This is a genomic window from Streptomyces sp. NBC_00212 (genome assembly GCF_045206365.1).
In the GTDB taxonomy this organism is placed as follows: domain Bacteria; phylum Actinomycetota; class Actinomycetes; order Streptomycetales; family Streptomycetaceae; genus Streptomyces.
Genome location: NZ_CP108115.1, coordinates 3217435 through 3235449 on the forward strand (window position 1 = coordinate 3217435; position 18015 = coordinate 3235449).

Consider the following 18015-nt stretch of genomic DNA (forward strand, 5'->3'; position numbering starts at 1 on the left):
CCGGGATTTCGCTAGAGGTGGGCCATGACCAGCGAGGAGCTTCTGGCGGTACTTGCCGCGGTCGGCCACGCCCAGCGACTGAGGGTGGTGGCCGAACTCTCCGAGGGCCGCATGTACGTCAGCGAACTGGCCCGCCGCCTCGGCATGTCCCGCCCCCTCCTCTACATGCACCTGGAACGCCTGGAGAAGGCGGGCCTGGTGATCGGCAGCCTGGAGCTGAGCGAGGACGGCAAGGCCCTGAAGTACTTCGAACTGGCCCCGTTCGACCTCCACGTGAACGTGGAGACGATTCTGGCGGCTGTGGCGGAGGATGCGGCGGCGGGGGCCGGGAACCCTGAGCCGGCGACGGAAGCCGCCGATGCGAAGCCGAAGAGGAAGCGCGCTTAAAGCCCGCCCTCCAGCCCCCGAGCCCTCTCCACCACCCACCCCGGCGAGACGACCTCCACGTTCCCGTCCAGCGCCGCCGCCGCACGACTCAGCGCTTCGGCCGCCGCCCCCGGTCCGTCGGGCAGCGCCCGGGCCGCCGCTGCCAAGGCCCTGGCCGCTTCCGCCTGGGCGGCGCCCGCGATGTCCAGGGCGGCCGAGGCCCGGTCCGCCGTCGTGGCGCACTGGTCGTAGCGGGCGTCGCACCAGTACGCCCAGGCCAGGTTGAGCAGGCAGACGCCTTCCGCGCGGGGGTTCTCCATCAGCGAGGCCTCGTGGCGGGCCTCCTCCAGGGCCGACGCCGCCCGTGCCGGGTCGTCCAGGGCCAGCAGGGCGAGGCCCTGCGCGTTGAGGGCGTACGCGATCGCCTCCTGGCTGTCGGCGGCCCGGTAGGCGCGGGCCGTCTCCTCGCCCGCGTCGGCGGTCTCCTGCCAGCGGCCGAGCGTGAGCAGGGCGATCGTGTGCGCGTTGCCGGCCCGGGCGATCGTGAGCAAGTCGCCGTCGGCGGAGGCCAGTTCGGTCAGTCGAGTGGCTCCCGTCAGCGCGCTCTCGCCGTCCCCCAGGTAGCTGTGCGCGAGGCTGAGGGACAGCAGCGCGTGCACCTCCCGCTCGGTGTCGCCGAGTTCGCGCGCCAACTCGGCGGCCCGGCTGAGGGGTTGGACGGTGGCTCTCTGGTCGCCGAGCTGGCGGTGGGTGTCGCCGAGGCCGAACAGCGCGTTCTGGAGCGCGGGCCGGTCGCCGAGGCGTTCGGCGAGGGCCGCCGCCTCGGTGAACAGTTCGGCCGCCTGCTCCATCGGGCCCGCGCTGAGCCGGGCGTGCCCGTAGGCGACGGCATGGGCGAGACGTACTCGCTCGTCGCGGATGCGGCCCTCGACGGCGAGGTGCATCGAGACGGCGGCGAGCACCGACCCGTGCCACACCAGCCATTCGCTGATCTCGCACAGCACCCGCGCGGCATCGTCGAAGTCCTCGGAGCGTACGAGGTGGTCGAACCGGCGGCGCTGCGGCTCGATGTCCTCCAGCGTCCGCCAGGTGCCGCGCGGCCGGGCCCGGCGCCCGTACCAGGATGCGATCTCTCGTTCCACTGCCTGTCTCCTGTGAGGTCCGTCCTGGGGCATCCGTCCGTAGGCGATCTCCGCGTCCAGCGGGTGCAGGGCGAAGGTGCGGTGTGCCCGGTCCACGGAGACCAGGTGCATGCGGACGAGGGAGGTGAGGACCGCGGCCGTGGGCAGCCCCGCGTCGAGGCCGGCCAGGATCTCTTCGAGCGCGCCCTGCGCCACGGGCGTACGCAGCGCGGCGAGGACACCGAGGACCGCGTGCGCCCGTTCGTCCAGCCGTTTGTAGCGGTCCTGGGCGAGGTCGGCGACGACGTCGTGGCGCCGGGTGAAGTCCTTCAGTACGTCTTGCAGGCTTGGCAGGAGCACCGTGTCGTCGGCGAGCGCGCCGACGAGCAGTTCCAGCGCGCGCGGAACGCCGTGTACACGGACGACGGCTTGCAGCAGTTCGCCGTCGGACAGGTCCGCGATGCCGAGCGAGCCGTCCCGGTCGAGTTCGCGAAGCAGCGCCGCCGCCTCGGCGGGGCTGAGGCCCTCGGAGAGTTCGACGTGCGCGGCGAAGCGCCGCAGTTCGGGCGCGAGGCGCACCGGTACCTGGCTGGTGACCAGGAGCCGCGGCGTCGATCGGGCCCGGAACAGCCAGTCCAGGATGACCGCGAGTTCGTCGTCGGCGACGCTGCCGTCGTCGTCGAGCAGGTCCTCCAGGTTGTCCATGAGGATGACGATCAGCCGCTCGCCCATCGCCGTGAGCAGTTCGGCGAGCCGCTCCTGCGTGGTCCCGCCCGCGTTCCAGACCGCGCGCAACTCGGCGAGGCGCTCGGGCCCGAGCAGCCGGGCACAGTCGAAATAGAGGCGCTCCAGCGAAATCCCGGACGTACGGGTGGAGAGGTTGACCAGGCCGGACGGCAGCGGCCCTTGGACGGTGCCCGGCCACACACCTCGGTCGAGCAGGTCCATGACCTTCGCGGCGAGCGCGCTCTTGCCGATGCCGCGCGGCCCGGTGATGACCACCATGCGGATCGCGGGATCGCTCAAGTGCCGTGCGATCGCGTCGCGTTCACTGGCCCGGTTCTTGAACAGCTCGATGCCGTACGCGACGGGGACGCCGACCACCCGCACGTCCCCGGGTGATTCCCCGGGCACGGCGAGAGGCAGGGGCTCTGGCAGCCCGAGCAGCCGCACGAGCTCCGCACGGTCCGCCGGGCCGAGCCTGTGCAGCGCGTGGTCCAGGCGGACGGCGGTGAGCCGGCCGGGCCCCTCCGAGCGGTGGTGCTCGGCGACCACCCCGATGATGCGGCTGCCGGCCCACACCGCGGCACCGGACATGCCGGCCCACGGAGACGTACCCGGGTCCGGGTCGGCGCCGGCCGGTGCGACGGTCATCTCCAGCGTGCCGGTGCGGAGGTTGGACAGCGCCGCGACGGTCCCGTCCGCCTGGTGCAGTTCGCGGAAGGACGTACGGTCGGAGCGGCTGCGGCGCTTCCACAGCGGGAACCCGAGGGCGTGCACGTCGATCACACCGTGCCGGTCGTCGGGAATCCGCCCGAACCGGGCGGGCCCGACGGCCGCGGGGGCCGCCTCCGGTGGCACGACACTCAGCACGGCGAGGTCGGTATCCGTATCCGCCCAGGTGACAGCGGCCGGACCCGACCATTCACCTTCCCGGTCGGCATCGAACCGTACGACCACGCCGGTTGCGTCAACGACCACATGGGCGGCGGTGAGGACGGTGTCCGCGCGTATCCGGTAGCCGGAACCGCGTCGCCTGCCGCCGCCGGTCTCGACGATGATCTCGGCGATCCGGTGCGGGTCGAGCCCAGGCCCGTCGGCCGAGGGCTCAGCTCTCATCGAACAGCTCGGCGCCCGAGATCAGCGCGGGGCGCTCGGGCGCCTCGGCGCGCACCGGCTGGAGGGTGAGCTTGATCCGCTGGGTGGCCGTGTTCGCGGAGCGCGCGGAATGCTTGACGTCGAACACCCAGAACCGCACCTTGGCCCCCGGCTCCCGGCTCCGCTCGACCCCCACGGTGAGTTCGAGTTCGAGCGACTCGGCCTGGAACCGGATCCCTTCGCCGTCCCCGTCCGCCATGGCCCGGCTCAGCTCGCTCCGCAGCTGAGCGATCATGTCCGCCAGCTCCACCGCGTCGTCCACTCTCAGCCCCCGCCTCACCCGAAACCACCCGGCCATGTGCGCACCGAGCATACCTAGGGCTGGTCAACTGCACGCCTGGCGGCGTGACTTCGGCCGGTTTCTACAAGCGGACCTTCGGGGCATAGCGCAGCAGGACGACGTCGTCGATGGGCCGCGCTTCGAGGAGTTTCATCCGGGCCGTGGGGCCACCGGGATACGGCGCCGGGCCGAGAAACGCGGGCGCGCCGGCCTCCCCCACGAGCAACGGAGCGAGTACGAGATGAAGTTCGTCGACCAGATCCAGCGCGAGGAGCTGGGTATGCACGTCCCCGCCCCCTTCCACGAGCAGCCGCCCCACCCCGCGCCGCCCGAGCTCGTCGAGCAGACGCCCCCAGTCGAGCACGGCCCCGGCGCTGACGACATCGGCGAACGCCCCCAGGGTGCGGCGGGCCCGGCCCATCGCACCGTCGAGGGTGAAGACGAGCTTTGCGCCTCCGCAGTGCCAGAAGGCGAGATCGGTACGGAGATCGGCGGACCGGGTGACGGTGACCTTGAGCGGATGCTCGGGCTTCCGGGCAGCGATGCGTCGAGCGCGAAGGGCGGAACTCGCAATCAGCAGCCGGGAGTCGTCCTTACGCAAGGTGTTGGCTCCGACGAGAATGGCGTCAGCGGCAGCACGTTCACCATCGACCCGATCCAGGTCTCTCCGATTGGACAGTACGAGCCGATCTCGGGCGGTGTCATCGAGACGACCGTCGACGGAGACGGCCGCCGACAGCACGACGTACGGGCGGGTCACCACGGTCAGAGGGAGCGGTGGTAGTCGGCCCAGGCGATGTGCGATTCGTGCAGCCGCACACCGATCCCGGTCAGGCCGCGGGCGCCGGGGCCCAGCGCGCCGTCGTGGATGCGGGCGGCGAGGCGATCGGCGATGACCTTCGCGAGGAACTCGGTGGTGGTGTTGGTCCCGGCGAAGTCGGGCTCGTCGTCGAGGTTCCGATAGGAAAGGCCGCCGACGATCTCACGCACCGCCTCCGCCGCGAGGCCCATGTCGATGACGAGGTTGTCGCCGTCCAACTCGGGCCGTTGAAAGGTCGCGTCGACGAGGTAGGTCGCTCCGTGCAACTTCTGCGCGGGCCCGAAGACTTCGCCGTGGAAGCTGTGGGCGACCATGAGGTGGTCGCGGACGGTGACGCTGAACATGGCTTCTCCGAAGGGGGGTTGGTGAATTGCCGAATTGGGGGGCAGGGGATCGACCCGGGACCCGGGATCGACGGAGGGGCTGGGCATCAGCCAGGGCGGGCCGCCGACGGCGCCGCACTGCGCGCGGTGCCTGCGCTCAGCCCAGGGGCCGCGGCTGGGGATCAGCGGGGGCCGTATCGGATGCGATGGCAGAGCCCGGGCAGCCTGCCCGCGGCGATGTCGGCCATGACTCGCGGCAGTTCATCGAAATCGGACTCGCCGGTGATCAGATGGTCGAAGACCGGGTCCCGCAGGAGGTCGAGCGCGAGGGAGAGCCGGTCGGCGGGGGTGTACCGCCCGCGCCGCTCCGGCGAGACGGAACCGACCTGGCTGCTGCGCAGCGAAAGCCGCCGGGAGTGGAAGAACTCCCCGAGCGGCAGGGTGACTTGCTGGTCCCCGTACCAACTCAGATCGACGACGTCCCCTTCGGGAGCGAGGAGCTCAAGGGACCGCCGGAGCCCGTCCTGGGTGGCGCTGGCATGAAAGACGAGGTCGCGGTCGCCGGTGGCCTGCGCGGGGAGGGCGAAGTCGACGCCGAGGGCGGCGGCGACTGACGCGCGGCTCGGGTCGACATCGACAAGCTGGACCCGGACTCCGGGGAACCGGGCGAGAAGAGCGGCCACAGAGCACCCGACGAGGCCCGCCCCCACCACGGCGATCCGGTCGCCGATCCGGGGCGGGGCGTCCCAGAGCGCATTGAGCGCGGTCTCGACGACCCCGGCCAGCACGGCACGCTCGGCGGGCACGCCGTCGGGAACGGGCGTGACCGCGCCGACCGGGACGCGGAATCGGGTCTGATGCGGATACAGACTGAACACGGCCCGCCCGACAAGCTCAGCCGGCCCGGCCTCCACCCGGCCGACATTGAGATACCCATACTTGACCGGCCCGGGAAAGTCGCCCTCTTGGAACGGCGCACGCATGGCCGCGTACTGGCTGACGGGAACCCGCCCCTGAAAGACCAGCGACTCAGTACCGCGACTGACGCCCGAGTAGAGAGCCCGAACTACGACGTCATCACTGGCGGGCTGGCGGGCTGGCGGGCTGGCGGGCTGGCGGGCTGGCGGGCTGGCGGGCTGGCGGGCTGGCGGGCAGGCGGGCAGGCGGGCAGGCGGGCAGGCGGAGGTAACGATCTCACCCTGGCCGGGTGAGGAGACCCAGAAGGCACGTATGTGGCTTGGCACGGGAGATCCTCTGCCATAGTGGCCCGCCCACGGACCGCCCAACGACGTCCGGCCCAAGAACCCCGGCCCACGCGGCCGTTGCCCACACCGATTCGGCGCCGCTACTCCCCGGGGTCGGGGAGTTCCCGCGATCCTAGACGATCACGTCCAGATCCGGCCTGCCCCAGAAGTCGCCGCCCTGCGTGGTGACCGCAACGTCGGGTAGCCCCTGTGGCCCTCGCCACCCCCACCAGCCGCAGCCTGAGCCAGGAAAGCGGTCCGCGTCGTTAGAGCAGGGCGATCAGCAGCGCGCAGCGCTGCATGACGATGGCCGAAAACACGTCGGGATCCTGCCGGTGCTCGCGAAAGCCCGCAAACCTCACCGCCGGGTCGAGCTTCTCTCCGATGAGGAACAGGAATGACAGCTCAGTGCGACTTTGGTCGGCGGTCGACGTACGCCGTCGCCTCCCCCACGCTCCAGGCCCCCTCGGCGAGTTGACGGAGCGCGTGAAGCTCAGCAGCCAGTGAAGGCGCCCGCCGCTCAAGCTCGTCGGCGAAGACACTCACCTCGACCAGACGATCCGACAGCACGGAACACTCTGCCTCGAAGTAGGCCGCTTTCCCCCGTGGCGTAATCGAAAGTTGGTCCTCGGCCACCTCCACCAACCCCACCCACCCACCCGAGGGTTCTCACCTCGTCCTGGACACTCGACTCGTCCAAGCGTCGGACTGCCGCCGCCACGGCGTCCGTATCGGGGTGCGGAACCTCTGCAAGCGCGAGGTGCCGCAGAAGCTGAAGCTGGGAAGAACTGAGAGCCGAGTGCACGCCTGTTTTCTAGCAGAAGCCGAGCCGGCGGCGGTCGGCGGAGCCTCTGTTCTGCGGACTGCGCACGAACCACAGAGGCCGCCCAACCCGCTGCACGGCAGGTCGGACGGCCTTGGCTGGATCAGCTAAACGTTGAACCGGAACTCCACAACATCCCCGTCCTGCATCACATACTCCTTGCCCTCCATCCGCGCCTTCCCGCGCGAGCGGGCTTCCGCCACCGAGCCCGCGTCGATCAGGTCGGCGAAGGAGATGACCTCCGCCTTGATGAAGCCCTTCTGGAAGTCGGTGTGGATCACGCCGGCTGCCTCGGGGGCCGTGGCGCCCTTCGGGATCGTCCAGGCTCGGGTTTCCTTCGGGCCTGCCGTCAGGTAGGTCTGGAGGCCCAGAGTGTCGAAGCCGACTCGGCCCAGGGTGGCCAGGCCGGGCTCTTCCTGGCCCATGGACTGGAGGAGTTCGAGGGCCTCGTCGTCGTCCAGTTCGATCAGCTCGGACTCGATCTTCGCGTTGAGGAAGATCGCCTCCGCCGGGGCGACCAGCGCGCGCTGCTCGTTCTTGAAGTCCTCGTCGACCAGCTCGTCCTCGTCGACGTTGAAGACGTACAGGAACGGCTTCGTGGTCAGCAGGTGCAGCTCGTGGAGGAGGTCGCCCTGCTCCGTGCCCTTCGTGATGCCGTGCGAGAAGAGGGTGTCGCCCGCTTCGAGGATCTTCTGGGCCTTCTCGACCGCCGCCAGGACCGCGATCTTGTCCTTCTGGAGGCGGGACTCCTTCGTCAGGCGCGGGACCGCCTTCTCGACGGACTGGAGGTCGGCGAGGATCAGCTCGGTGTTGATCGTCTCGATGTCGTCCTTCGGGGACACCTTGCCGTCGACGTGGACGACGTTCTCGTCCTTGAAGGCGCGGATGACCTGGCAGATCGCGTCCGACTCGCGGATGTTCGCGAGGAACTTGTTGCCCAGGCCCTCGCCCTCGCTCGCGCCGCGCACGATGCCGGCGATGTCGACGAAGTCGACCGTGGCGGGGAGCAGCCGCTGCGAGTTGAAGACCTCGGCCAGCTTGGCCAGGCGGGGGTCCGGGACGCCGACGACGCCGACGTTCGGCTCGATGGTGGCGAACGGGTAGTTGGCCGCCAGTACGTCGTTCTTGGTCAGGGCGTTGAACAGGGTCGACTTGCCGACATTCGGCAGACCGACGATTCCGATCGTGAGCGACACGTGGCGACTTCCCGGTACGAGGGCGGTGGACGGTCCTGAGAGTGGACCGCCCACCAGTTTACGGGCGCGCGATACCGGCCGTGACGGCCCCGGACCGTCGAACGCACAGGCAAGCTCACCCAAAGGGCGTGTCCAATGGGCGGTTACTCGCCCGTGGCGACCTACGTTGGTGCGGTGGAGCAATACAGGACGCGCACCCCGCAGCACGGACAGCGAGCACGGACCTCGGCGCCGGGGTCCTCCCGGGCGCCCATCGGCGTGCCCGCGGGAGCGGCGGTGACCGATGAGAACGGCCCCGTCTATGGGGCGGCGGGCCGCACCCGGCCGGTGCCGCCGATCGTTCTCGCGCTGCGCAGACTGCCCTCGCCCCGGCTCACCGGGCTCGGCGGCGGGCTCTTCTCGGCGGCCGTGATGTTCGTGCTCGGCACGCTGGACTGGGTGCTCTTCGACGGCTCACCGGCGGTGTACGGAGTGCTGTTCCTGCCGGTCAGCGCGGTGACCGCGCTCTGGGTGCGGCCCGCCGACCTGGTGACCGCCCCGATCTGCGTGCCCATCGCCTTCGCGGTGGGGATCGTCCCGATCGCGGGCGGCGTCGGCGGCTTCGCCGGGCAGGCCATGGCCGTGGTCACCGCGCTCGCCCTGCACGCGGGCTGGCTGTACGCCGGAACGCTCGTGGCCGGGGTCATCGCCACCGTACGGAGGATTCGGATGATGAGCCGCCGTCGGCGCGGTCCGAAGGGTCCGAAGAAGCCCGGTGGGCCGGCAGGCAGGCTCTGACCCCGCCCCCCTGACAGGCATTCCCCCCTCGGCAACCCGGGGCAGCCCCGGCAGGAGGCGAGCCACAAGCCGGCCCGCCCCCGCCTGCGGCTATCGCCCCGCCGCCACCATCGCCGCCCCCACGATCCCCGCGTTGTTCTGCAGCTGCGCGGGGACGATCTCCGCCTCGATGCCCTCGATCAGCGGGAGGAACTTGTCGGCCTTGCGGCTCACCCCGCCGCCGATGATGAACAGCTCGGGCGAGAACAGCATCTCCACGTGGGCCAGGTACTTCTGGACCCGGCGCGCCCAGTGCGGCCAGCTGAGGTCCTCGTCCTCCTTGACCTTGGTCGAGGCGTGCTTCTCGGCCTCGTGGCCGTGCAGCTCCAGGTGGCCGAGTTCGGTGTTGGGGACGAGGTGGCCGTCGATGAAGACCGCGCTGCCGATGCCCGTACCGAAGGTCAGCAGGATCACCGTGCCCTTGCGGCCCTTGCCCGCGCCGAAGCGCATCTCGGCGACGCCCGCCGCGTCCGCGTCGTTCAGGACGGTGACGGGCAGGCCGCCCAGGCGATCGCCGAGGAGTCGGGCCGCGTCCACGCCCACCCACTTCTTGTCGACGTTCGCCGCGGTCCGGACGGTGTTCGCGGTGACCACCCCGGGAAACGTGATCCCCACCGGGCCCGACCAGCCGAAATGGCTGACGACCTCCGCGACACAGCCCGCCACCGCTTCGGGGGTGGCGGGCTGCGGGGTCAGCACCTTGTGGCGTTCCTGCGCCAGGTCGCCGCGCTCCAGGTCGACCGGGGCACCTTTGATGCCGGATCCGCCGACGTCCACTCCGAACACGTTCCTCATGGCGTTCATGAGATCCACGGTACGGGCGGACGCGCGGCCTGACGCGCAGGACGAAGTTACTCGCCCGAGTGTCCGGACGGGGTACGTGGCCGGGCGTCAGGACCGGGTTACTCGCCCGAGAGCTCGGCGGCCTCCGCGCGCAGGTCGCGGCGGAGCTCCTTGGGCAGCGAGAAGGTGATCGACTCGTCCGCCGTCTTCACCGTTTCGACGTCGCCGTAGCCGCGCTGGGCCAGCCACTCCAGTACGCCGTCGACGAGGACGTCCGGGACGGAGGCGCCGGAGGTCAGGCCGACCGTGGTGACGCCCTCCAGCCAGGCCTCGTCGATCTCGTCCGCGAAGTCCACCAGGTGGGCGGCGGGGGCGCCGGCGTCGAGGGCGACCTCGACCATGCGGATCGAGTTCGAGGAGTTCTTCGAGCCGACGACGATGACCAGCTCGGCGTCCTCGGCGAGCTTCTTCACCGCGACCTGGCGGTTCTGCGTGGCGTAGCAGATGTCGTCGCTGGGCGGCGAGAGCAGGTTGGGGAACTTGTTCTTCAGGGCGCCGACGGTCTCCATGGTCTCGTCGACCGACAGCGTGGTCTGGGAGAGCCAGACGACCTTCGACTCGTCGCGGACCTCGACGTTCGCCACGTCGTCCGGGCCGTCGACCAGCGTGATGTGGTCCGGGGCCTCGCCCGAGGTACCGATGACTTCCTCGTGGCCCTCGTGGCCGATCAGGAGGATGTCGTAGTCCTCCTTGGCGTACCGCACGGCCTCCTTGTGGACCTTGGTGACCAGCGGGCACGTCGCGTCGATGGTGGCCAGCTTGCGCTCGGCGGCCTCCGCGTGGACGGTCGGGGCGACGCCGTGGGCCGAGAACATGACGATGGAGCCCTCGGGCACCTCCGCCGTCCGCTCGACGAAGATCGCGCCCTTCTTCTCCAGGGTCTGCACGACGTACTTGTTGTGGACGATCTCGTGCCGGACGTAGATGGGCGCCCCGTACTGCTCCAGGGCCTTCTCCACGGCGATCACGGCACGGTCCACGCCCGCGCAGTAGCCGCGGGGAGCGGCGAGCAGGACCCGGCGGGAAGCGGTAGCAGTCATGCCGTCCATGGTAGGGGCTGGCACGGACAGCCCGACCGGCGTGCCCGGCGGGCCAAAGATCGCGGAGCCGGTGAGACTGGCTGCATGAGCGGCGTACGCGACGAGAGCGAAACGGGTGAGGTGGCCGAGGGGGCCGGGCAGCTGCGGCGGAGCCTCGGGTTCCGGGACCTGGTCGTCTACGGGCTGCTCTTCATCGCGCCGATGGCTCCGGTCGGCATCTTCGGCACCCTGGACGCCAAGTCGCACGGTGCGGTCGCGCTGGTTTATCTGGTGGCGACGGTCGCCATGGGCTTCACCGCGTTCAGCTACGCCCAGATGGTGCGGGTCGCCCCGCTGGCCGGGTCGGTGTTCGCCTACGCGCGCAAGGCGCTCGGCGAGGGGCCCGGGTTCATCGCCGGGTGGATGGCGATGCTCGACTACCTGCTCATCCCGGCGGTCGCCTACCTCTTCTCCGGCATCGCGATGAACTCCCTGGTCCCGTCGGTGTCGCGCTGGGTGTGGACGGCGATCGCGGTGGTGATCACCACCCTCCTGAACCTGTGGGGCGTACGGGCCGCGGCCCGGGTCGGCTTCGCGGTGCTCGCCATGGAGATCGTGGTGCTGCTCGTCTTCGTCGTGTCGGCGGTGGTCGTGCTCGTACGGGACGGGGCGCAGCGGGGCTGGCTGACGCCGCTGAACGGCGACGCGGGCTTCTCCCTGGGGGCGGTGCTCGGCGCGGTGTCCGTCGCGGTCCTGTCCTACCTGGGCTTCGACGCGATCGCCATGTTCGCCGAGGAGGTCACGGGAGGCTCGGCGAAGGTGGCGCGGGCGGTGCTGTTCTGCCTGGTCCTGGCCGGGACCCTGTTCGTCGTGCAGTCCTATCTGGCGGCCCTGCTCGAACCGATGTCGTCGGCGCAGCTCGCGGCCGACCCGGTCAAGCAGGGCTCGGCGTTCTACGACACCGTGGAGACCTCGGTCGGCGGCTGGCTGCACACGCTGGTCGCGGTCAGCAAGGCCATCGGAGCGGCCTTCGCGGCGCTCGCCGGGCAGGCCGCGGCGGGCCGGCTCGTCTTCGCGATGGCCCGCGACCGGCGCCTGCCGCGCGTCCTGTCGCGGACCGACTCGGGGGTGCCGCGCGCGGCACTGCTGCTCGCCGCGGTGATCACGCTGGTGGCCGCGGTGTGGGCGGCCCGGCGCGACGACGGCATGGACCACCTCGTGTCGGTGGTCGACATGGGCGCGCTCACCGCGTTCTTCCTGCTGCACGCCTCCGTGGTCGGCTGGTACGCGGTACGTCGCATGGAGGGCGCCCCCAACTGGCTGAGCCACGTGGTGATCCCGGTGCTCGGCGCGGCCGTCATCGTCGCGGTGATCTGGGAGGCGACGGCCACGGCCCAACTGGTCGGCCTCGGCTGGCTGGCGGTGGGCCTGGTGGTGCTCGCCATGCAGTGGGGCCGCCGGGACGGCGCCGACCCGGAGCCGCCGGCGCCGGGCGGGACTGTCGGTGGCGCGGGCTAGCCTGCGTACATGGCTCTGAATACGAGTGCGGACGCGCCGCTCCCCGTCGGCGAGGTGTCACGCCTCATCGGGGGGTGGATCAACCGGCTGGGCGCGGTCTGGGTGGAGGGGCAGATCACTCAGCTCTCGCGGCGGCCGGGCGCGGGCGTGGTGTTCCTGACCCTGCGCGACCCCTCGCACGACATCTCGGTGGGCGTGACCTGCTACCGCCAGGTGTTCGACGCGGTGGCCGACGTCGTCTCGGAGGGCGCGCGCGTCGTCGTCCACGCGAAGCCCGAGTGGTACGCGCCGCGCGGCCAGCTCTCGCTGCGGGCGGTGGAGATAAAGCCCGTGGGAATCGGTGAGCTGCTCGCCAGACTGGAGCAGTTGAAGCGGACCCTGGCCGCGGAGGGGCTCTTCGCCCTGGACCGCAAGCGCCGGCTTCCGTTCCTGCCACAGCTCGTCGGCCTCGTGGTGGGGCGGGCCTCGGCGGCCGAGCGGGACGTCCTGGAGAACGCGCGGCGGCGCTGGCCCGCGGTGCGGTTCGAGGTGCGCAACGTGGCGGTGCAGGGGGTGCACGCGGTGCCGCAGGTCGTCCAGGCGGTGAAGGAGCTCGACGAGCTGCCGGATGTCGACGTGATCATCGTGGCGCGGGGCGGCGGCAGCGTGGAGGACCTGCTTCCGTTCTCGGACGAGCAGCTGGTGCGGGCGGTCGGCCAGTGCCGTACGCCCGTCGTGTCGGCGATCGGGCACGAGCCGGACGCGCCGCTGCTCGACCTGGTGGCGGACCTGCGCGCGTCCACGCCGACCGACGCGGCGAAGAAGGTCGTGCCGGACGTCGGCGAGGAGCTCGACCGGGTCCGGATGCTGCGGGACCGGGCGCGCCGCCACGTCGTCGGCCTCGTCGACCGGGAGGAGCGGGGGCTCGCCGGGGTGCTCGGCCGGCCCTGGATGGAGCGGCCGCAGCGGATGGTGGACGACCGGGCCGACGAGGTGGACGCGCTGCTCCACCGCTCCCGCCGGGTGCTCGGCCACCACCTCGACCGGGCCGACTCCGAGCTCTCGCACACCCACGCCCGCGTGGTGGCCCTGTCGCCGAAGGCCACCCTGGAGCGGGGGTACGCGGTGCTCCAGCGGGCCGGGGGCGAGGTGGTCCGCTCCCCCGACGAGGTCGGGCCCGGGGAGGATCTGCGCGCCCGGGTCGCCGAGGGCGAGCTGCACGTCACTGTCGTACCGCGGACTTAGGGTGGATCACATGGCCAAGACGGACGAGGCCGCGTCGGGCGATGCGGCACTGGGGTACGAGCAGGCGCGGGACGAGCTGATCGACGTCGTACGGCGGCTCGAAGCGGGGGGTACGACGCTGGAGGAGTCCCTCGCGCTGTGGGAGCGGGGCGAGGAGCTGGCCAAGGTGTGCCGCCGCTGGCTGGAGGGGGCTCGGGCCCGCCTCGACGCGGCGCTGGCCGAGCCCGCCGAGGAGGGCTGAGCCCCTCCGACGCCGGGCTCCTGGGGCTCCGCCCCAGACTCCAGGAGGAACCCCACCCCACCCCTTCCCGAGACCCTCCGGGGGTGTGGGTGGGCTGAGCTGAACTTCTGGGGCTCTGCCCCAGACCCCGTTCGCGCCTGAAGGGCGCTCGCCCTCAAACGCCGGACGGGCTGGGTATGCCCGCAAGAAGCCCCCTGTGAGGCTGATCACGCCAACCCGGGTTTAGTTGAAAGTTAACCTAACCCTGCCGTACGGTCGAGGCATCGCTTGATCAGCAGCCCGGAAGGTAGTTTCCAGATGTCCCTCGCCCTTGACCCCGCCGCCCAGGACCTCCTCTTCCGCGAGGCCCGCACCGCCAACACCTTCACCGACGAGCCGGTGACCGACGAGCAGGTCCAGGCGATCTACGACCTGGTCAAGTACGGCCCGACGGCCTTCAACCAGTCGCCGCTGCGCATCACCCTGGTCCGCTCCCCCGAGGCCCGCGAGCGCCTCGTGAAGCACATGGCCGAGGGCAACCAGCCGAAGACCGCCGCCGCCCCGCTGGTCGCGATCCTCTCCTCGGACAACGAGTTCCACGAGGAGCTCCCGGCCCTCTTCCCGCACTTCCCGGCCGCCAAGGACGCCTTCTTCTCGGAGCGCCCGGTCCGCGAGGGCGCCGCGCTGCTCAACTCCGCGCTGCAGGCCGCGTACTTCATCATCGGCGTCCGCGCCGCCGGCCTGGCCGCCGGCCCGATGACCGGCCTGGACTTCGCCGGCGTGCAGAAGGAGTTCCTGGACGACGACCACACTCCGCTGATGGTCGTCAACATCGGCAAGCCGGGCGAGAACGCGTGGTTCCCGCGCAGCCCGCGCCTGGCTTACGAGGACGTCGTCACCACCGTCTGACCACAACCCCCTCGGCCGGGGGTCCGGGGGTTGCCCCCGGGAAGACACAGTCCGCGCAGCCCGCGTCTGGCCTACAAGGACGTCGTCACCACCGTCTGAGCCGCCGCACAGCTCCTACGACGAGGGCCGCCGCACCGGAAAGGTGCGGCGGCCCTCGTCGTACGCGGCGCAGGTCCAGTACGCGGTACAGGTGTATAGGTCAGAAAGTCTCAGCCCGTCGGCGTCGGCGGCGCCGTCTTCTTCGACTCCAGCGCCCCCGCCATCGTCACCAGCTGCTCGTACCGGGCCGTGCCCATCACCACCGTCGTGGAGCCCTGGTCCTGGCGGACGAGGGCGTCGTACTTGGGGCCGTCCCAGAACGTCCACGTCGCGCCCGCGATCTTCTGCGACTTGTCGGTCTTCGTGGCGCTCCGGCTCACCTCGGTGACGAACTTGTCCGAGGGCGCGGTCGACTGCTCGATCGCGACGTACTGGTTCTCGGGGTCGAGGAAGCCCAGGTGCCAGGCGTTGTCCTTGGCGCCGTCGTACGACACCGAGGTCGCCCGCCACTTGTCCTGGTCGGGCAGGCCGACCGGGGCCGCCACCGGGTACGGCGCGGCCCGGCGCACCGTGGTGAGCTCGACCTTGTAGTCGACGGTCTTGAGCGGAGGGGCGTCCGATTCGTCGTGCGGGATGAACACATAGATCACAGCCGCCGCGATGCCGATCACCGCCAGCGACTGCAGCATGTTCCGGACTGTCTGCTTGCTGCTGCGCGTTCCTGCCACGACCCCATGGTCTCAGGTCATGTCGCCGCTCATACGTGGGCCCCTCTGCTCAATTTGTCGATGTGCCGATAGAGTCCTAGCACCCTCTTTTATCCTGCGGCCGTCGCCGTACAGAAAGGTGCGCTCCGATGACCGAGCATCATCTGCCGTCCGAACTCGAAGTCTCCCCGGAGGCTCCCGACCGCAACCTGGCCCTGGAGCTGGTGCGGGTCACCGAGGCCGCCGCGATGGCCGCCGGCCGCTGGGTCGGCCGCGGGGACAAGATCGGCGCGGACGGCGCCGCGGTCAACGCCATGCGGACCCTCGTCTCCACCGTCTCGATGAACGGCGTGGTCGTCATCGGCGAGGGCGAGAAGGACGAAGCCCCCATGCTCTACAACGGGGAGCACATCGGCGACGGCACCGGCGCCGAGGTCGACATCGCCGTCGACCCGATCGACGGCACCACCCTGAACGCCAAGGGCATGCCGAACGCGATCGCCGTGCTCGCCGCCGCCGACCGCGGCACCATGTTCGACCCGTCCGCCGTGTTCTACATGGACAAGCTGGTCACCGGCCCCGAGGCCGCCGACTTCGTCGACATCAACGCCCCGGTCTCGGTGAACATCCGCCGGGTCGCCAAGGCCAAGAAGTCCTCGCCCGAGGACGTCACCGTGATGATCCTGGACCGCCCCCGCCACGAGGGCATCGTCAAGGAGATCCGGGAGACCGGCGCGCGCATCAAGTTCATCTCGGACGGCGACGTCGCCGGTTCGATCATGGCCGTGCGCGAAGGCACCGGCGTCGACCTGCTCATGGGCATCGGCGGCACCCCGGAAGGCATCATCTCGGCCTGCGCGATCAAGTGCCTGGGCGGTGTCATCCAGGGCAAGCTGTGGCCCAAGGACGAGGCCGAGCGTCAGCGCGCGATCGACGCCGGGCACGACCTGGACCGTACGCTCTCCACGAACGACCTGGTCAGCGGCGACAACGTGTTCTTCGTCGCCACCGGCATCACCGACGGCGAGCTGCTGCGCGGGGTCCGCTACCGCGCCGAGACCGCGACCACCCAGTCGCTCGTGATGCGCTCGAAGTCGGGCACGATCCGCCAGATCGACTCGACGCACCGCCTGTCCAAGCTGCGCGCGTACAGCGCGATCGACTTCGACCGGGCCAAGTAGCCACCAGCCAAGTAGCCACCGGTCGGGCAACCGGCCAAGTGCCCACTGGGCCAAGGCAGTTCGTACGTATGTGAAGGGGCGTCCCCGTAGTGCGGCGGGGGCACCCCTTCACGTACGCAGAGCCGTGTGCGGAGCTATGCGGCGGACGCGGCCTTCTTGAGTTCCACCTCGCGCCGGCGGCGGCGGGCGATGACCACACGGCGCTCGGCCGCGGTCAGGCCGCCCCACACCCCGTACGGCTCGGGCATGAGCAGGGCGTGCTCGCGGCACTCCACCATCACCGGACAGCGGGCGCAGACGCGCTTGGCGGCCTCCTCGCGGGAGAGCCGGGCGGCCGTCGGTTCCTTGGACGGGGCGAAGAACAGGCCCGCCTCGTCCCGGCGGCAGACCGCCTCCGCGTGCCACGGGCCCGCCTGATCCTCCCGAGCTGGACCACGCTGCGGCGGAACGGCGGCGACCTGCAGGGAATGATGCGGCGGATGCAGCACGGTCTACTCCTGACGACGGCTTCGCGAGCGAGCGACGATGCGACAGTCCCTACCCGCTGTACGCGTGCCTATGCACTGAGTTCCGTAGTGCGGAACTTCGCTCGGGTCGCCGATGGCCTGAACCCGGCGCCGCCGCGCGCCGATCCGGCCGTCAGGATTCGAGCCGCTTGCGCAGCCGGTCGTGGAGGTCGGCGATGCGCTTGCCCCGCTTCGGCTTGGCCTCGATATTGCCGAAGACGGAATATCCATTGACGACGACCACCGGCGCCTCAGGATCGTCGGCTTCCAGGGTGTGCACCTCGAAGTTGCCGAAGATGCCGGTGCCGCTGCCGCGCAGGCTCAGATTCTCCGGGACCCGCACCTCCACATTGCCGAAAATCGCGGTCGCGTTGATGACGGTCAGGCGCTGTTCGAAGAGCGCCTCGGTGAGGTCGATCTCCACGCTGCCGAACAGCGAGAAGGCGTTGGTGCGCTTGCCGACCCGCCAGCGGCCCTTGCGGGTGGAGGCGGAGAAGACCGCGACCAGGTTCTCCGCGTCGACCGGCGCACCCGTTTCCTCGGGCAGGCGCGGATCGGGGGCGGCCACCGGGCGCGGGCGGGCTCCGGCCGCCGGCAAGTCCTGGACCAGGGGCTCCAGTTCACCGACGGTCTTGGCGCGGTAGACCGCGTCGATGCGCTCGGAGTGCTCCGCGGCGTCGAGCCGGCCCTCGGCCAGCGCGTCGCGCAGGATGTCGGCGATCCGGTCCCGGTCCGCGTCGGAGGCTCGCAGCGCCGGGGGCTCGGCATGCTTGACGAGGTCGGCCTTCGCGGGCTCCGCGGGGTCCGGCTGAGCGTGCTTTTCGAGGTCCACGGAGTCAGCGTACCCAAACGCGATAGATCGCGACTAGTCGCAGGATGGTGCGAGCTCGGCAACTGAGCCTTACCTCACAAGAACGGCGCCGCGGCGGCGGCATACGCTGGTGGGTGCTGTGCCAATGGAGGTACAGGAGCTGTCTGCCGA

Annotated in this window: 19 protein-coding genes; 7 read left to right on the top strand and 12 right to left on the bottom strand. The window is 70.8% G+C overall.

Annotation, left to right across the window (positions count from 1 at the left end; genetic code table 11):
* Positions 1 to 24 precede the first annotated feature (24 nt).
* Positions 25 to 387, top strand: a complete 363-nt coding sequence (locus tag OHA17_RS14480; RefSeq protein ID WP_406507005.1) for an ArsR/SmtB family transcription factor — start codon at positions 25 to 27, stop codon at positions 385 to 387.
* Here OHA17_RS14480 and OHA17_RS14485 read toward each other — a convergent pair.
* From OHA17_RS14485 to ychF, 7 genes are all read right to left on the bottom strand, one after another.
* Positions 384 to 3326: a trypsin-like peptidase domain-containing protein gene (locus OHA17_RS14485; protein ID WP_406507006.1), complete on the bottom strand. Its 2943-nt coding sequence runs from the start codon at positions 3324 to 3326 to the stop codon at positions 384 to 386. The two genes, OHA17_RS14480 and OHA17_RS14485, sit on opposite strands and share 4 nt — an antisense overlap.
* Entirely contained in the window at positions 3316 to 3627 is a 312-nt protein-coding gene (locus OHA17_RS14490; RefSeq protein WP_107090695.1) for a trypco2 family protein, read from the bottom strand. Before OHA17_RS14490 ends, OHA17_RS14485 begins: the two co-directional genes overlap by 11 nt.
* A 100-nt stretch (positions 3628 to 3727) precedes the next feature.
* A complete protein-coding gene (locus tag OHA17_RS14495) occupies positions 3728 to 4408 on the bottom strand; it encodes a RibD family protein (RefSeq protein ID WP_406507007.1) in 681 nt (226 codons plus the stop codon).
* Between the two features lie 2 nt (positions 4409 to 4410).
* Positions 4411 to 4809 (bottom strand): 6-pyruvoyl trahydropterin synthase family protein, encoded by a 399-nt coding sequence (locus OHA17_RS14500; protein WP_406507008.1) that lies wholly within the window; start codon positions 4807 to 4809, stop codon positions 4411 to 4413.
* Positions 4810 to 4970: 161 nt separating this feature from the next.
* The gene (locus OHA17_RS14505; protein WP_406507009.1) at positions 4971 to 6032 is read right to left on the bottom strand and encodes a zinc-binding alcohol dehydrogenase; all 1062 of its coding nucleotides are present in this window, start codon (positions 6030 to 6032) and stop codon (positions 4971 to 4973) included.
* A gap of 405 nt (positions 6033 to 6437) precedes the next feature.
* Positions 6438 to 6602: a hypothetical protein gene (locus tag OHA17_RS14510; RefSeq protein WP_406507010.1), complete on the bottom strand. Its 165-nt coding sequence runs from the start codon at positions 6600 to 6602 to the stop codon at positions 6438 to 6440.
* Between the two features lie 360 nt (positions 6603 to 6962).
* Complete coding sequence (gene ychF / locus OHA17_RS14515) at positions 6963 to 8051, bottom strand: redox-regulated ATPase YchF (RefSeq protein ID WP_406507011.1); 1089 nt, start codon at positions 8049 to 8051, stop codon at positions 6963 to 6965.
* Positions 8052 to 8225: 174 nt separating this feature from the next.
* On the opposite strand from ychF, the gene OHA17_RS14520 reads away from it, so the two are divergent.
* Entirely contained in the window at positions 8226 to 8828 is a 603-nt protein-coding gene (locus tag OHA17_RS14520) for a DUF6542 domain-containing protein (protein WP_406507012.1), read from the top strand.
* Positions 8829 to 8918: 90 nt separating this feature from the next.
* Here the strand turns inward: OHA17_RS14520 and ppgK are convergent, their stop codons facing one another.
* Both ppgK and OHA17_RS14530 read right to left on the bottom strand, forming a co-directional pair.
* Positions 8919 to 9671 carry a polyphosphate--glucose phosphotransferase gene (ppgK, locus tag OHA17_RS14525; RefSeq protein ID WP_406507013.1) on the bottom strand — a complete coding sequence of 251 codons (753 nt, stop codon included), beginning with the start codon at positions 9669 to 9671 and terminating at the stop codon, positions 8919 to 8921.
* Positions 9672 to 9769: 98 nt separating this feature from the next.
* Entirely contained in the window at positions 9770 to 10759 is a 990-nt protein-coding gene (locus OHA17_RS14530) for a 4-hydroxy-3-methylbut-2-enyl diphosphate reductase (RefSeq protein WP_399484122.1), read from the bottom strand.
* Between the two features lie 75 nt (positions 10760 to 10834).
* On the opposite strand from OHA17_RS14530, the gene OHA17_RS14535 reads away from it, so the two are divergent.
* The 4 genes from OHA17_RS14535 to OHA17_RS14550 all read left to right on the top strand — a co-directional run bounded on the left by OHA17_RS14535 (position 10835) and on the right by OHA17_RS14550 (position 14600).
* Positions 10835 to 12247: an APC family permease gene (locus OHA17_RS14535; protein ID WP_406507014.1), complete on the top strand. Its 1413-nt coding sequence runs from the start codon at positions 10835 to 10837 to the stop codon at positions 12245 to 12247.
* A gap of 9 nt (positions 12248 to 12256) precedes the next feature.
* Positions 12257 to 13471, top strand: a complete 1215-nt coding sequence (gene xseA / locus OHA17_RS14540; protein ID WP_406507015.1) for an exodeoxyribonuclease VII large subunit — start codon at positions 12257 to 12259, stop codon at positions 13469 to 13471.
* 10 nt (positions 13472 to 13481) lie between these two features.
* Positions 13482 to 13712 (top strand): exodeoxyribonuclease VII small subunit, encoded by a 231-nt coding sequence (locus OHA17_RS14545; RefSeq protein ID WP_053726341.1) that lies wholly within the window; start codon positions 13482 to 13484, stop codon positions 13710 to 13712.
* Between the two features lie 297 nt (positions 13713 to 14009).
* Positions 14010 to 14600: a malonic semialdehyde reductase gene (locus OHA17_RS14550; protein WP_053726266.1), complete on the top strand. Its 591-nt coding sequence runs from the start codon at positions 14010 to 14012 to the stop codon at positions 14598 to 14600.
* Positions 14601 to 14809: 209 nt separating this feature from the next.
* Here OHA17_RS14550 and OHA17_RS14555 read toward each other — a convergent pair whose 3' ends face one another.
* Positions 14810 to 15367, bottom strand: a complete 558-nt coding sequence (locus tag OHA17_RS14555; RefSeq protein ID WP_398876465.1) for a DUF4245 domain-containing protein — start codon at positions 15365 to 15367, stop codon at positions 14810 to 14812.
* A gap of 128 nt (positions 15368 to 15495) precedes the next feature.
* Between OHA17_RS14555 and glpX the strand changes: the two genes are divergently transcribed.
* A complete protein-coding gene (gene glpX / locus OHA17_RS14560) occupies positions 15496 to 16527 on the top strand; it encodes a class II fructose-bisphosphatase (protein WP_053726268.1) in 1032 nt (343 codons plus the stop codon).
* A 134-nt stretch (positions 16528 to 16661) separates the two neighbouring features.
* Here the strand turns inward: glpX and OHA17_RS14565 are convergent, their stop codons facing one another.
* Together OHA17_RS14565 and OHA17_RS14570 are read right to left on the bottom strand one after the other, a co-directional pair.
* A complete protein-coding gene (locus tag OHA17_RS14565; protein ID WP_053726269.1) occupies positions 16662 to 17015 on the bottom strand; it encodes a WhiB family transcriptional regulator in 354 nt (117 codons plus the stop codon).
* A gap of 151 nt (positions 17016 to 17166) precedes the next feature.
* Entirely contained in the window at positions 17167 to 17865 is a 699-nt protein-coding gene (locus OHA17_RS14570) for a DUF1707 domain-containing protein (protein ID WP_406507016.1), read from the bottom strand.
* Positions 17866 to 18015 lie beyond the last annotated feature (150 nt).

Bases quoted from the DNA above. Each gene is read 5' to 3' on its own strand.
- OHA17_RS14480 (WP_406507005.1), top strand. From the start codon at position 25: ATGACCAGCGAGGAGCTTCTGGCGGTACTTGCCGCGGTCGGCCACGCC.
- OHA17_RS14485 (WP_406507006.1), bottom strand. From the start codon at position 3,326: ATGAGAGCTGAGCCCTCGGCCGACGGGCCTGGGCTCGACCCGCACCGG.
- OHA17_RS14500 (WP_406507008.1), bottom strand. From the start codon at position 4,809: ATGTTCAGCGTCACCGTCCGCGACCACCTCATGGTCGCCCACAGCTTC.
- ppgK (WP_406507013.1), bottom strand. From the start codon at position 9,671: ATGAACGCCATGAGGAACGTGTTCGGAGTGGACGTCGGCGGATCCGGC.
- OHA17_RS14530 (WP_399484122.1), bottom strand. From the start codon at position 10,759: ATGGACGGCATGACTGCTACCGCTTCCCGCCGGGTCCTGCTCGCCGCT.
- OHA17_RS14535 (WP_406507014.1), top strand. From the start codon at position 10,835: ATGAGCGGCGTACGCGACGAGAGCGAAACGGGTGAGGTGGCCGAGGGG.
- xseA (WP_406507015.1), top strand. From the start codon at position 12,257: ATGGCTCTGAATACGAGTGCGGACGCGCCGCTCCCCGTCGGCGAGGTG.
- OHA17_RS14545 (WP_053726341.1), top strand. From the start codon at position 13,482: ATGGCCAAGACGGACGAGGCCGCGTCGGGCGATGCGGCACTGGGGTAC.
- OHA17_RS14550 (WP_053726266.1), top strand. From the start codon at position 14,010: ATGTCCCTCGCCCTTGACCCCGCCGCCCAGGACCTCCTCTTCCGCGAG.
- glpX (WP_053726268.1), top strand. From the start codon at position 15,496: ATGACCGAGCATCATCTGCCGTCCGAACTCGAAGTCTCCCCGGAGGCT.